14 protein-coding genes are annotated in these 12,687 nt (G+C 64.1%); 10 read left to right on the top strand and 4 right to left on the bottom strand.

All coding sequences use genetic code 11. The annotated features are described in order from the left end of the window. Nucleotides 1-16: 16 nt before the first annotated feature. The 7 genes from L1O02_RS20280 (at nucleotide 17) to L1O02_RS20250 (ending at nucleotide 6,597) form a co-directional block, all read left to right on the top strand. Nucleotides 17-1,117, top strand: a complete 1,101-nt coding sequence (locus tag L1O02_RS20280) for an NAD(+)/NADH kinase (protein WP_235758598.1) — start codon at nucleotides 17-19, stop codon at nucleotides 1,115-1,117. After that, nucleotides 1,095-2,072, top strand: coding sequence for a thiamine pyrophosphate-dependent dehydrogenase E1 component subunit alpha (locus L1O02_RS20275; RefSeq protein WP_235758596.1), 978 nt, complete (start codon nucleotides 1,095-1,097; stop codon nucleotides 2,070-2,072). Before L1O02_RS20280 ends, L1O02_RS20275 begins: the two co-directional genes overlap by 23 nt. 30 nt (nucleotides 2,073-2,102) lie before the next feature. Beyond that, entirely contained in the window at nucleotides 2,103-3,116 is a 1,014-nt protein-coding gene (locus L1O02_RS20270) for an alpha-ketoacid dehydrogenase subunit beta (protein ID WP_060843043.1), read from the top strand. Then, nucleotides 3,116-4,228 carry an acetoin dehydrogenase dihydrolipoyllysine-residue acetyltransferase subunit gene (locus L1O02_RS20265; RefSeq protein WP_235758594.1) on the top strand — a complete coding sequence of 371 codons (1,113 nt, stop codon included), beginning with the start codon at nucleotides 3,116-3,118 and terminating at the stop codon, nucleotides 4,226-4,228. Before L1O02_RS20270 ends, L1O02_RS20265 begins: the two co-directional genes overlap by 1 nt. Before the next feature lie 88 nt (nucleotides 4,229-4,316). Next, the gene (locus tag L1O02_RS20260; RefSeq protein ID WP_235760264.1) at nucleotides 4,317-5,390 is read left to right on the top strand and encodes a 2,3-butanediol dehydrogenase; all 1,074 of its coding nucleotides are present in this window, start codon (nucleotides 4,317-4,319) and stop codon (nucleotides 5,388-5,390) included. Nucleotides 5,391-5,533: 143 nt separating this feature from the next. After that, nucleotides 5,534-6,259: a hypothetical protein gene (locus L1O02_RS20255; protein ID WP_235760263.1), complete on the top strand. Its 726-nt coding sequence runs from the start codon at nucleotides 5,534-5,536 to the stop codon at nucleotides 6,257-6,259. Nucleotides 6,260-6,342: 83 nt separating this feature from the next. Continuing rightward, nucleotides 6,343-6,597 (top strand): hypothetical protein, encoded by a 255-nt coding sequence (locus L1O02_RS20250; RefSeq protein WP_235758592.1) that lies wholly within the window; start codon nucleotides 6,343-6,345, stop codon nucleotides 6,595-6,597. A 22-nt stretch (nucleotides 6,598-6,619) separates the two neighbouring features. Here L1O02_RS20250 and L1O02_RS20245 read toward each other — a convergent pair whose 3' ends face one another. Both L1O02_RS20245 and L1O02_RS20240 read right to left on the bottom strand, forming a co-directional pair. Beyond that, nucleotides 6,620-6,976, bottom strand: coding sequence for a DUF6572 domain-containing protein (locus L1O02_RS20245; RefSeq protein WP_235758590.1), 357 nt, complete (start codon nucleotides 6,974-6,976; stop codon nucleotides 6,620-6,622). Nucleotides 6,977-7,014: 38 nt separating this feature from the next. Further along, nucleotides 7,015-7,518 (bottom strand): zinc ribbon domain-containing protein, encoded by a 504-nt coding sequence (locus L1O02_RS20240; protein WP_235758588.1) that lies wholly within the window; start codon nucleotides 7,516-7,518, stop codon nucleotides 7,015-7,017. A gap of 370 nt (nucleotides 7,519-7,888) precedes the next feature. On the opposite strand from L1O02_RS20240, the gene L1O02_RS20235 reads away from it, so the two are divergent. Both L1O02_RS20235 and L1O02_RS20230 read left to right on the top strand, forming a co-directional pair. Further along, nucleotides 7,889-8,758, top strand: coding sequence for an AraC family transcriptional regulator (locus L1O02_RS20235; protein WP_060843048.1), 870 nt, complete (start codon nucleotides 7,889-7,891; stop codon nucleotides 8,756-8,758). 68 nt (nucleotides 8,759-8,826) lie between these two features. Beyond that, on the top strand, nucleotides 8,827-9,081 hold the full coding sequence (locus L1O02_RS20230; RefSeq protein ID WP_235758587.1) for a hypothetical protein: 255 nt from the start codon (nucleotides 8,827-8,829) through the stop codon (nucleotides 9,079-9,081). A gap of 48 nt (nucleotides 9,082-9,129) precedes the next feature. Here the strand turns inward: L1O02_RS20230 and L1O02_RS20225 are convergent, their stop codons facing one another. Then, nucleotides 9,130-9,486 carry a DUF6572 domain-containing protein gene (locus tag L1O02_RS20225; RefSeq protein WP_207816638.1) on the bottom strand — a complete coding sequence of 119 codons (357 nt, stop codon included), beginning with the start codon at nucleotides 9,484-9,486 and terminating at the stop codon, nucleotides 9,130-9,132. 467 nt (nucleotides 9,487-9,953) lie between these two features. Here L1O02_RS20225 and L1O02_RS20220 point away from each other — a divergent pair, with 467 nt between their 5' ends. Then, nucleotides 9,954-11,579 carry a methyl-accepting chemotaxis protein gene (locus L1O02_RS20220; RefSeq protein ID WP_108546318.1) on the top strand — a complete coding sequence of 542 codons (1,626 nt, stop codon included), beginning with the start codon at nucleotides 9,954-9,956 and terminating at the stop codon, nucleotides 11,577-11,579. Between the two features lie 695 nt (nucleotides 11,580-12,274). Here L1O02_RS20220 and L1O02_RS20215 read toward each other — a convergent pair. Then, nucleotides 12,275-12,676: a type II toxin-antitoxin system HicB family antitoxin gene (locus L1O02_RS20215; RefSeq protein WP_016968754.1), complete on the bottom strand. Its 402-nt coding sequence runs from the start codon at nucleotides 12,674-12,676 to the stop codon at nucleotides 12,275-12,277. Nucleotides 12,677-12,687: the final 11 nt, after the last annotated feature.

The following is a 12,687-nucleotide window of genomic DNA, read 5'->3' as shown; positions in this document are numbered from 1 at the left end:
CGCCCGCGGTGAGCCCATGAACCGCCGCCCCCTGACCGTTGGCATCATCGCCAACCCGGCTTCGGGCCGTGATGTGCGCCGCCTCACCGCCAACGCCGGGCTGTTCTCCAGCACCGACAAGGTCTCGGTGATCCAGCGTCTGCTGGCGGCCTTTGGCGCCACCGGCATCGAGCAGGTGCTGATGCCCACCGACATGACCGGCATCGCCGCCGCGGTGCAGAAGAACAGCCGCAGCCGCCAGGCCCGGGAGCAGCACTGGCCGGCCCTGGAGTTCCTCGACCTGACCCTGCGCCAGAGCGTCGAGGACACCCGCCAGGCCGCGCGCTGGATGGCCGAGCGCGGGGTGGCGCTGATCGCCGTGCTTGGCGGCGACGGCACCCACAAGGCGGTGGCCGCCGAGGTTGGCGACATCCCGCTGCTGACCCTGTCCACCGGCACCAACAACGCCTTTCCGGAACTGCGCGAAGCCACCAGCGCCGGGCTGGCCGGCGGGCTCTACGCCAGCGGCCGGGTGCCGGCCGACATCGCCCTGCGGCGCAACAAGCGCCTGCTGGTGCGCGAGCCGGCCCGAGGCCTGTGCGAAGTGGCCCTGGTGGATGTGGCGGTGTCGCCCCTGGCCTTCGTCGGCGCCCGGGCCATCAGTCGTGGCAGCGACCTGGCGCAGGTCTTCGTGACCTTCGCCGAACCCCAGTCCATCGGCATTTCCGCGCTCTGCGGGCTGTGGTTGCCGGTGACCCGCCAGGACCGCCACGGCGCCTGGATGCGCCTGGACCCGCAATCCCCCGAAGCGCTGCTGGTGCCCCTGGCCTCCGGCCTGCTGCAGGGCTGCGGGGTGCTGGAGGCTGGTTATCTGCAACCCAATGAGCCCCAGCCGCTGTGCCTGAGCGCCGGCACCCTGGCCCTGGATGGCGAGCGCGAGATCGAATTCAACCCCCACGACCGGCCCACGGTCACCCTGGATGCCGGCGGCCCGCTGAGCATCGACGTCAACGCGGTCCTGGCCCACGCGGCGCGCCAGCGCCTGCTGGCCATCGACCGCCATCACCGGCAACACCCCGTGAACCTTCAGTCCGAAGACACCCTGGAGAATAAAAATGTCGACACCCCTGACCACTGACCAGTTGCTCCACGCCTACCGGGTGATGCGCACCATCCGCGCATTCGAAGAACGCCTGCACGTGGAATTCGCCACCGGCGAGATCCCCGGTTTCGTTCACCTCTACGCCGGGGAAGAAGCCTCCGCCGCCGGGGTCATGGCCCACCTGCGCGACGACGACTGCATCGCCTCTAACCACCGCGGCCACGGCCATTGCATCGCCAAGGGCGTGGACGTCTACGGGATGATGGCGGAGATCTACGGCAAGAAGACCGGGGTCTGCCAGGGCAAGGGCGGCTCCATGCACATCGCCGATTTCGAGAAGGGCATGCTCGGCGCCAACGGCATTGTCGGTGCCGGGGCGCCGCTGGTGGTGGGCGCGGCCCTGGCCGCCCGGCTGCAAGGCACCGACGGTGTGTCGGTGGTGTTCTTCGGCGACGGCGGCTCCAACGAAGGCGCGGTGTTCGAGGCCATGAACATGGCCTCGGTATGGAACCTGCCGTGCCTGTTCATCGCCGAGAACAACGGCTACGCCGAGGCCACGGCCTCCAACTGGTCGGTGGCCTGCGATCACATCGCCGACCGCGCCGCCGGCTTCGGCATGCCCGGGGTGACGGTGGACGGTTTTGACTTCTTCGCCGTGCACGAAGCCGCCGGCGCCGCCGTGGAACGGGCTCGGGCCGGGGAGGGGCCGTCGCTGATCGAGGTCAAGCTGACCCGCTACTACGGCCACTTCGAGGGCGACGCCCAGACCTACCGCGCCCCCGACGAGGTCAAGCATTACCGCGATCACAACGACTGCCTGATGCAGTTCCGCGAGCGCACCACCCGTTCGGGCCTGGTGCAGGCCAGCCAGCTGGACCAGATCGATGCCGACGTGGACGCGCTGATCGAGGACGCGGTGCGCAAGGCCAAGTCCGATCCCAAGCCGAGCCCCGCCGACCTGCTCAGCGACGTTTACGTCGCCTACCCATAACGCCCCATAGAACAACAAGAGATCACCATCATGGCGAGAAAAATCAGTTACCAGCAGGCCATCAACGAAGCCCTGGCCCAGGAAATGCGGCGCGACCCCAGCGTGTTCATCATGGGTGAAGACGTGGCGGGCGGTGCCGGCGCCCCCGGCGACAACGACGCCTGGGGCGGTGTGCTCGGGGTGACCAAGGGCCTCTACCATCAATTCCCCGGACGGGTGCTGGACACCCCGCTGTCGGAGATCGGCTACGTCGGTGCCGCGGTCGGCGCCGCCACCCGTGGCGTGCGCCCGGTGTGCGAGCTGATGTTCGTCGACTTCGCCGGCTGCTGCCTGGACCAGATCCTCAACCAGGCGGCGAAGTTTCGCTACATGTTCGGCGGCAAGGCCCAGACCCCGCTGGTGATCCGCACCATGGTCGGCGCCGGCCTGCGCGCCGCGGCCCAGCACTCGCAAATGCTCACCTCGCTGTGGACCCACATCCCCGGGCTGAAAGTGGTCTGCCCGTCGTCGCCCTACGACGCCAAGGGCCTGCTGATCCAGGCGATCCGCGACAACGACCCGGTGATCTTCTGCGAGCACAAAATGCTCTACAGCCTGCAGGGCGACGTGCCGGAAGAGTCCTACGCGATTCCCTTCGGCGAGGCCAACTTCCTGCGTGACGGCAAGGACGTGACCCTGGTGTCCTACGGGCGCACGGTGAACACCGCCCTGGACGCGGCGCGCAGCCTGGCCGGGCGCGGCATCGATTGCGAAGTCATCGACCTGCGCACCACCAGCCCGCTGGACGAAGACAGCATCCTGGAAAGCGTGGAGAAGACCGGGCGCCTGGTGGTGATCGACGAAGCCAACCCACGCTGCTCCATGGCCACCGACATCTCGGCCCTGGTGGCGCAGAAAGCCTTCGCCTCCCTCAAGGCACCGATCGAAATGGTCACTGCGCCCCACACCCCAGTGCCGTTCTCCGACGCCCTGGAAGACCTGTACATCCCCGACGCGGCGAAGATCGAACAAGCCGTGCTCACCGTGATCGAGTGGAGCCGCTGATGAGCCAGATCCATACCCTGACCATGCCCAAGTGGGGCCTGTCGATGACCGAGGGCCGGGTCGATGCCTGGCTCAAGGAAGAAGGCCAGAGCATCAGCAAGGGCGATGAAGTGCTGGACGTGGAGACCGACAAGATCTCCAGCAGCGTCGAGGCGCCGTTCTCCGGTGTCCTGCGCCGGCAGATCGCCCGCCAGGACGAGACCCTGGCGGTGGGTGCGTTGCTGGGCATCGTGGTCGAAGGCGAGGCCAGCGACGCCGAGATCGACGCGGTGATCGCGCAGTTCCAGGCCAGCTTTGTGCCCGGCGACAGCGCCGACGAAGACAGCGGCCCGGCGCCGCAGAAGGTCGAACTGGGCGGTCGGTTGATCCGCTATTTCGAGCGCGGCGAAGGCGGCACGCCGCTGCTGCTGGTGCACGGCTTTGGCGGCGACCTCAACAACTGGCTGTTCAACCACGAGGCCCTGGCCGCCGGGCGCCGGGTGATCGCCCTCGACCTGCCGGGCCACGGCGAATCGGCCAAGGCCCTGCAACGGGGCGACCTGGATGAATTGAGCGAGGTGCTGCTGGCGCTGCTGGATCACCTGGAGATTCCCGTGGCCCATCTGGTGGGCCACTCCATGGGCGGCGCGGTGTCCCTCAACACCGCGCGGCTGGCGCCCGAGCGCGTGCGCTCGCTGACCCTGATCGGCAGCGCCGGGCTGGGCGCTGAGATCAACGGCGACTACCTGCAAGGCTTTGTCGAGGCCAGCAACCGCAATGCGCTCAAGCCGCAACTGGTGCAGCTGTTCTCCAACGCCGAGTTGGTGAACCGGCAGATGCTCGACGACATGCTCAAGTACAAGCGCCTGGAAGGGGTGCAAGCGGCCCTCGGGCAGTTGGCCGGCACGCTGTTCGCCGACGGCCGCCAGCAGGCCGACCTGCGCCCGGTGGTGCAGGACGGCGCGCAGCCGGTGCTGGTGATCTGGGGCAGCGACGACCGGATCATTCCGGTGAGCCACAGCGCCGATCTCAAGGCGCAGATCGAGGTGCTGCCGGGGCAGGGGCACATGCTGCAGATGGAAGCGGCGGAGCAGGTCAACCGCCTGATCCTCGACTTCATTCGCCAGCACTGAGCTGTGCTGCGGCGGCCAGGGGGCCGTCGCAGTCCTATAACAATCAGGAGAAGCCAAGATGAGTGTTGCCCTCAAATCCGTTCCGAGCATGCGCGCCGCGGTCTGGCATGGCCGCCACGATATCCGCGTCGAAGACGTACCGCTGCCCGACGCGCCGCCCGCCGGCTGGGTGCAGATTCGCGTCGATTGGTGCGGCATCTGCGGTTCCGACCTGCACGAATACGTGGCCGGGCCGGTGTTCATTCCGGTGGACGCGCCGCACCCGCTGACCGGGATCAAGGGCCAGTGCATCCTCGGCCACGAGTTCTGCGGCGAGATCGTCGCCCTGGGCGAAGGGGTCCAGGGGTTCAGTGTCGGCCAGCCGGTGGCCGCCGACGCCTGCCAGCACTGTGGCACCTGCTACTACTGCACCCACGGCCGGTACAACATCTGCGAAAACCTGGCCTTTACCGGGCTGATGAACAACGGCGCCTTCGCCGAATTGGTCAACGTGCCGGCCAACCTGCTGTACGCCTTGCCGGAGAACTTTCCCGCCGAGGCCGGGGCCTTGATCGAGCCGCTGGCGGTGGGCATGCACGCGGTGAAAAAGGCCGGCAGCCTGCTGGGGCAGAACGTGGTGGTGGTCGGCGCCGGCACCATCGGCCTGTGCACCATCATGTGCGCCAAGGCCGCCGGCGCGGCCCAGGTGATCGCCCTGGAAATGTCCGGCGCGCGCAAGGCCAAGGCCCTGGAGGTGGGCGCCACCCACGTGCTCGACCCCAAGGAATGCGACGCCTTGGCCGAGGTCAAGCGCTTGACCGGCGGGCTGGGGGCCGATGTCAGCTTCGAGTGCATCGGCAACAAGCACACCGCCAAGCTGGCCATCGATCTGATCCGCAAGGCCGGCAAATGCGTGCTGGTGGGGATCTTCGAAGAGCCCAGCGAGTTCAACTTCTTCGAACTGGTGGCCACCGAGAAACAGGTGCTCGGGGCCCTGGCCTACAACGGTGAATTCGCCGATGTGATCGCCTTTATCGCCGATGGCCGGCTGGACATTGCGCCCCTGGTGACCGGGCGCATCCAGCTGGAAGAGATCGTCGGCCAGGGCTTCGAGGAGCTGGTCAACAACAAGGAACACAACGTCAAGATCATCGTGTCCCCCGGTCAGTTGCGACGCCCTTAAGGGGCGCTCTTTGGCGATGGCCGGCGGCGGCCATCGCACTTTTTTACAGTTTTGCGTTCTATCACCAGGCCTGGCCGCGCCGATCCCCGCCGCAGCCCGTGAATTTCGACCCGGTGCCGATGGCCTACGCTCCCTCTTCTTGCATGATGCAAACCCGCTTTGCGCGCCTGTTCCTGGTGGCGCTGCTGATGCTTGGCGCCACCGCCTGCACCCAGCAGCAAGGCCGGGATATCGCCAAACAGTTTGGTGACGCCAGGCCTGATGAATTCTTCCAGACCAGTGTCGATCGCATGGCCACCATCGGCATGCGCGACAACCTGCAGAGCCTGTACCTGCTGATGGGTAAGCTCTACCTGCGCAATCCCAGCCAGTGGCGCAAGTCGGGTTTCCCCGACGGCACCACGGCCCAGCGCGAGATCCGCAACGCCATCGAAAAACGCCAGCCACTGCCGGCTCTGGGAGATCGTCGTGATTTGGCGGCCTTGAGTTATTCCTTGAGCCCGGAGTTTGAGGGGGATCGGGTCGGTGCCTTTATCTATGCCATTGGCAGCATGCTGGTGACCGCCCATGGCGGGCGGACCGAGTTCTACATGACCGATAGCATCGATCCGCAGTTCATCAGCAATGCGGCGCGCAATATTGAAAAAGCCACCTGGCTGCTGAGCCAGCGCCAGGATGCCAATGGCGTGCTGTTGCTGTTCTCCAACGAGATTTCCGAGGAGGGCAGCAACCTGAGTTTTGCCGTGGAGTTTGGCAAGATCGTCGCGCGCCTGGATTTGCTGACGCAGATTCTGGATGAGCGCTATCGGCGGGTGGGGTTCAATTATGCGCAGAGCCTGTTGCTGATGAATTTCTTGCCGGTGCAGTAGGGCCAAGGCCTTGGCCGCAGGTGCTGATTTTCGCTGCAGACGGGCCCCCTCAACAATGATCCACGGGTACAGGCATTCAACCTTTGAAAAAGCTGAAGACATTCACCGTTCAGGGAGCCGCGGTGGGCAGTGACCAGCGCATCCAGCTGGACGAGATTTCGATTCTCGCCGAGCCGGACACGTTCAGGGCGCTGGGTGAGTTCCTGATCAAGGCTGCAACTGACATGGCGGCCAATGGCCTGGAGCATGTGCACCTGCAAGACGTGATCGAGCACTTCTCGCACCAGGCGCATGTGGATGTGATTGCCCTCAACCGGGCGCTGATCAAGCCTGCCTGAGGCAGCGCATTGTTCGGCCTAGCTACATGTTGCGAATCCGCTCGTCGGCCCTGAGTTCGAACTTGAAGCCAATGCCCACGTCATTCAGGGTTTCGGTCACGCGGGCCATGAAGTACTCGGCCTGCGCGGGCAGTTCATACAAGCCCGTGACTTGAATGATCGGGTACTTGCCATAGGCGCCGGGAATCTCGGTGTAGATCTGGCCACCTTCGATGAAGGCGATGTAGCTGTTGATTTTCTCTTGCAGCAACAGCAAGTGCTCGCCCTGCGCCGCTTTGTTCCCCCATTCCAGGTGGTCGGTAATGACCAGTAGCAGGTCGTTGGGCGCCTCCTTGGAGATGCCCCAGAAATCGATGACTTTTGGATTGGTGATGGACACGTCTGATCCTTAACGAGGTCGGCTGGCAAGCATTTCATTTACCGGGTCACTGAGCGCCAGGTCACCAGTCCATCCAGGCCATGCTCGGACTTCAGGTAGTTGAGGGTGTTCTGTGCCTCGGCCTTTTCTTCGAAGGGGCCGGCAAAAAGGTGCGGTGGTTCATCGAGAACCGTGGGTATATCGATGAGCCCCATCTGGGCCGCCATGCGCGCAAAGTCTTCATCGGTTTGCGGGGTGATGCGGGCCACCCATCCGCTGCGATCCCTCAAGGCGATGGGCTCCACGTCGGCGCCGCAGCGCTTGCATCGTGAGGCGTTGGCCTTGATGTCTTGGCCGCAGGCAGGACAAGGGCGCAGATCTTCATGCACCAGCGCGTCAACGCCGGTCTTTGCCAGCCGGGGCATCAACCACAGGGCAAGCAGGGCGACACCCGGAAAGAACAGCCCGATTGCAAACCATCTTGGCCCCGAGCGCCCACGTGTACTGGCCGCGTAAGCGGTCATTGCCGTGAGAATGAGCCAGAGGGGGAGCGAGAAGCCCATTGCAAGTCCTTGTGTTGGGGTGTGAGTACAGCTCCCGCTGAACGGGGGCTGCAAAATATCCGTTCTTTGGCGGCGACGCCATAAACCATCATGCGAGCGGCGTGGTGTGGGGTAGTGGCCAGTGAGGTCAAGCGGTCGCTCGGTCGGCGCCGCTGCCGTTATCAAACAGGAGCGCCTCTGTGTTGCTGGCGCGCCAGGCCATTGGCTTGCTGTCGAATGATGAGGACAATCACGGCGCGGGGTGATTCAAGGCCTTTCCCCGGGCGGCTGTCACGAACCACCCGGGTGCACCTTGAGCAAGAGCGGCTAGGCGCGTGCCTGCCGGGATAGCCGATCCTGTGCCTACCGTTATTCCCGGAGCCTTTGCCCAGTGCCTGACCTGTCGATCAACGCCGCCTATGCCAAACGCTTCAACGCGGTACTGGCCTACATCAATGAGAACCTTGAAGGCGATCTGTCGGTGAGGACGTTGAGCCGGGTGGCGAACTTCTCCGAGTTTCACTTCCATCGGCAATTCACCGCCTTCGTCGGCGTGCCGGTTGCACGTTATGTGCAACTGATGCGCTTGCGCGGTGCGGCCCATCGCCTGGTGTCCCGGGCGGACTACTCGGTGCTGGAGGCCGCGCTCGGCGCTGGTTTCGAAAGCCCCGAGGCGTTTTCCAGGGCGTTCAGGCGGGCGTTCGGCATGAGCCCGAGTGCGTTCAGGAAGCAGCCGAACTGGCAGGTCTGGAATGCGGTATTTGCCATCCCTCATTTTTCCAGGAGCATCATCATGCAGGTACGAATCGTGGACTTTGCCGACACCCGGGTTGCAGCGCTGGAGCACTGCGGGCCTGCCGAGCTGGTCAATGAAAGCGTGCGCAGGTTTATCGATTGGCGGATGCAGAGCGGGCAGTCGCCGGTGGCATCGAGCCGCAGTTTTGGCATCCCCTTCAACAACCCCGATACCACGGCGCCGCAGGAATTCCGCTTTGCCATCTGCGGCGAGATTCATGAGGCGGTGGTGGCCAATGAGGTGGGTATTGGCGAGATGCAGATTGCCGGTGGCCGCTATGCGGTGGTGCGGCATGTGGGCTCGCCGGATCACATCGGTGAAAGCATCTACCCGATCTACCGCGATTGGCTGCCGGGCAGTGGCGAGGAACTGCGGGATCAGCCGATGTTCTTTGAATACCTGAGTATTTATCCGCAGACCCCACTGGAGCAGTGGCTGACGGATATTTATGTGCCCTTGCAGTAGTGGGGATGGGTCAAACCTTGCTCATGACCTCGATTTGAGCATGACCTACGGGTACAGGAGTTCGACCTTTGCCAACGTTGAAACGCCTTAGCGTTCAGGGAACCGCGGTGGGCAGTGAGCAGAGCATCCAGCTGGACGAGATCTCGATTCTCGCCGAGCCGGACACGCTCAGGGCGCTGGGTGAGTTCCTGATCAAGGCTGCAACTGACATGGCGGCCGATGGCCTGGAGCATGTGCACCTGCAAGAGGTGATCGAGGGCTTTTCCCATGAGCGGCATGTGGATTTCATTGCGCTTAACCGGGCGCTGATCCTACCGGCATAAGGTGGTGCTGCGCGCTGCTCGACCGAGGGGCAGCGCGCAGCTGGCGGGCTACAGGCCGGGAGCCTGTTCGGTCACTTTCAGCTCGAAATCAAAGCCGATGCCGCGCTCGTTGAGGATCTCGCCAATGCGTTTGAAAAACCAATCGACCTGCTCGGGCAGCTCGTGCAAACCCAGGACCCGGATCATCAGCTGCTTGCCGCAGGCATCGGGAATTTCGCGGTAGATCTCCTCACTTTCGATAAAGGTGATGTAGGTGTTGATCTTCTCCTGCAGCAGGAGCAGGTGCTCGCTGTGCGCCGCTTCGTCACCCCATTCGAGAGGGTCGACCATGATCAACAGCAGGCTGTCGGGCGCGGATTTGGGGATTGCCCAGATATCGATGACTGTTGGGTTGGTGATGGACATGGCTGATCCTTCAGGCGGTTGAGGGCGGGATTGTATGCCGTAGCGGCTGGATTCTTCAGCGGGCAGTCGGTTTTTGCCCCGTTCAGGCGCAACCTGGCCGAGCGGTTTTCAAGAGCGGTCGGATCGACGGCAGTGACAAAATGCCATCATCTGCTATGGCTTGTTAGGCCCCCCGGTGGATAGACGCCGGGCTCCAGGTGCCATTGCCCCGAAGCATCGAGACGGCGCGGGCCGCGTTATTCGACTTAACTGATGCTCACCCGCCCGGGAGGCGGTTCGTGGGCGCAGGAGGACGGAGTGTGGCCTGCAATCCCGACAGGCCTGGATTGACCCGAGTGAGTATCGACGTTGCCGTGCCGAGTGGGCCGCTACCCCAGTCGTCGGCTTGTTTGCAGCTCTCTGACACTCAGTCGATAGCGTGGAATGACAGCAGGGAAGTACCGACCATTCTATTAGAGAGATAAACCATGAACGTCAGGACAATGAATCTTGCACCAAGGTCTGCCGCCTTTTTCTCGCTCATTGTCCTGGTGGTGTTCGCCCTGGGCATGGTCGCGGTGCTGCAAATGGGCAAGCTGCGAGACGCGGAACAGGATGTGGAGACCAACTGGATGGCCAGCATCCGCGAGATCGGCAAGATGAAGACCGGCATCTTGCGTCTGCGCCTGGAAAGCATCCGCATCACCGTGACCACCGACGAACAACAACGCCAGACCCGCATCGCCTCCTTGAGCGGTTACCGAAGCACCCTGCAGAACACCATCAGCCAGTACGTCCCCCTGATCACCGGGCCGGCGGAGCGTGAGCTGTACCAGGCGGTGGCGACCGATGTGCAGGCCTATTTCAAGCTGGTGGACGAGCTGGAGCCGCTGCTGCGCAGCGGTGACAACGCCGCGGCCATCACCTTGATCAACACCCGCATCAGCCCCATGACCAACGCCATGCAGGAGAAGATGGACAAGCTCTCGGACTTCAATGACGAAGGCGCCAGGCAGGCGGGGATCACCGCTTCGTCGGTGTACAACAGCGGCCTGACGCTGGTGCTGGTGTTGATGGGGGTGACGGTGGTGCTCACCGTGGTGCTGGCCACCGTGCTGACCCGCAGCATCACCGCGCCCATCGGCGATGCCCTGGCGGTGGCCGAGCGCATCGCCGGCAGCGACCTGTCCCGGGAGATCGGGGTCAATGGCCGCGATGAAGCCGGCCGCCTGCTGGCCGCCCTGGCCAAGATGCAGAGCAACCTGCGGGAAACCATCGCCCACATCGCCGACTCTTCGACCCAACTGGCCTCGGCCTCGGAAGAAATGACCGCGGTGACCGAAGACGCCAGCCGCGGGCTGGTGCGGCAGAACGATGAAGTCAGCCAGGCAGCCACCGCGGTGACTGAAATGAGCGCCGCGGTGGACGAGGTGGCACGCAACGCCGAAGCGGCCGCGCAGTCGTCCCGCGAGTCCATGGAGTTCACCCGCTCCGGCATCGAGAACGTGGCCCAGACCCTGAAGGCCATCGAAGGCCTGGCCGGCAACGTGGCCAGCACTGGCGAGCAAGTCAAGGCGCTGTCCGGCAGGGCCCAGGACATCAGCAAGGTGGTGGAAGTGATTCGCGCGATTGCCGAGCAGACCAACCTGCTGGCCCTCAACGCCGCCATCGAAGCCGCCCGCGCCGGTGAGCAGGGCCGGGGCTTTGCGGTGGTGGCCGATGAAGTGCGGGCCCTGGCTCACCGCACCCAGCAGTCGACCCAGGAAATCGAGCAGATGATCAGCGCGATCCAGGCCGATTCGACCCAGGCGGTGAGTGCCATGAATGTCAGCGCGGAGATGGCCAACAGCTCGATTTCGGTGGCGCAGAACGCCGATGTGTCGCTCAAGCAGATTGCCCAGGCGATCACCCAGATCAATGAGCGCAACCTGCTGATCGCCACCGCCTCGGAAGAGCAGGCGCAGGTGGCCCGCGAGGCGGATCAGAACCTGACCAGCATTCGCGAGCTGTCGATCCAGAGCTCGGCGGGGGCCAGCCAGACGGCCAGTGCCTGCGGGGAGATGGCCAATCTGGCGATTGAGCTGAATCGGTTGGTGGCGCGGTTCAAGGTTTGAGCGCGGTTTTTTGCCCTACGGTGGTCTGGTTCCTCCGTAGGAGCTGGCTTGCCAGCGAAGCTCTTCAATGAGGGCGCGGGGTGGGGGACATATCCGTTGCTGCGGCCAGGGCCGCTGGCGGTTTCGCTCTTACAGCGACTCACTTTTGAACAGCGCCAAAGCAAGCAGTTTCCTTATGGCCCTGACCGTCGAAACCTGTAGCCGCTGTCGAGCGCAGCGAGGCTGCGCACGAGGACGCAGTCCTCGCCAAACCTGCCGACGCTTTTCACCTGGCTGCATAGGGTTCTGCGTACATATCCGTTGCTGCGGTTACGGCCACTTATGGTTTCGCTCTTACAGCGAGTCACTTTGGAAAAGCCGGAATGCCGGCCCAGCCCAAAGTCACCAAAGGGCTCCTGCCCCTCCACTCGGTGCCTCGCTAATGCTCGGCAGGCCCTCACTCCGGCATTGATCCGTGGGCCGCCGCCACCGGCCGTCCCTGGCCGGATGGCGGCTAACCCGGCGTCCTGCCGGGTTACCCACGGCTCACTGCCTGCGTTCGGCCATCGTGTCTAAGGGGGCAGGAAGATCAAAAGCCAAAACCAAAACCAAAACCAGGGCCGGATCAACTCAACATCTGACGGCAGGCGGCCTGAGGGCGACTCTCCAACCTGACGGCGTTCTGCATTGGCCCTGTTCCCCGCTTGAGCCTGTGTTTAGCGCCCGAGCTTTTCCATTGCCGCATCGGCCAGGAAGGACGAGCGGCTCTTGATGTTGTGCTCGCGGACGAAGCGGTCGATCTGCTGAATCACATACCCCGGCAAGGTCACGTTGACCTTCTCGGTCTTGCCCAGGTAAGGCGTGATGTCGATCTCCAGCATGCCCCAGCCCATGCCCGCGAAATCGGGGTGGGTGCGGTGTTTGCCGGTGGGCGAGGGCAGGGGAATGGCCTGCCCGGCTCGGGCCCGTTCTTCGAGCATGACGTGGGCAATCTCGATGGCGGCGCTGTAGGCGGCCTCGAAGGTGTCGCCGGCGGTGACGGCGCCGGGGATGTCGGGAATCTGGATGCCGGTGGCGGTGTGTTCGTCGCCCCACTCGATGCAGATGGGATATTGCACGGGGATTTCCT

The sequence above is a fragment of the Pseudomonas sp. BC42 genome (assembly GCF_021560055.1).
GTDB lineage: Bacteria > Pseudomonadota > Gammaproteobacteria > Pseudomonadales > Pseudomonadaceae > Aquipseudomonas.
This window is presented reverse-complemented; position numbering and strand designations above follow the sequence as displayed.

Excerpts from the sequence above, each read along its gene's own strand:
- L1O02_RS20280 (WP_235758598.1), top strand. The coding sequence starts at position 17 with ATGAACCGCCGCCCCCTGACCGTTGGCATCATCGCCAACCCGGCTTCG.
- L1O02_RS20275 (WP_235758596.1), top strand. The coding sequence starts at position 1,095 with ATGTCGACACCCCTGACCACTGACCAGTTGCTCCACGCCTACCGGGTG.
- L1O02_RS20270 (WP_060843043.1), top strand. The coding sequence starts at position 2,103 with ATGGCGAGAAAAATCAGTTACCAGCAGGCCATCAACGAAGCCCTGGCC.
- L1O02_RS20265 (WP_235758594.1), top strand. The coding sequence starts at position 3,116 with ATGAGCCAGATCCATACCCTGACCATGCCCAAGTGGGGCCTGTCGATG.
- L1O02_RS20260 (WP_235760264.1), top strand. The coding sequence starts at position 4,317 with ATGCGCGCCGCGGTCTGGCATGGCCGCCACGATATCCGCGTCGAAGAC.
- L1O02_RS20255 (WP_235760263.1), top strand. The coding sequence starts at position 5,534 with ATGATGCAAACCCGCTTTGCGCGCCTGTTCCTGGTGGCGCTGCTGATG.
- L1O02_RS20240 (WP_235758588.1), bottom strand. The coding sequence starts at position 7,518 with ATGGGCTTCTCGCTCCCCCTCTGGCTCATTCTCACGGCAATGACCGCT.
- L1O02_RS20225 (WP_207816638.1), bottom strand. The coding sequence starts at position 9,486 with ATGTCCATCACCAACCCAACAGTCATCGATATCTGGGCAATCCCCAAA.
- L1O02_RS20220 (WP_108546318.1), top strand. The coding sequence starts at position 9,954 with ATGAACGTCAGGACAATGAATCTTGCACCAAGGTCTGCCGCCTTTTTC.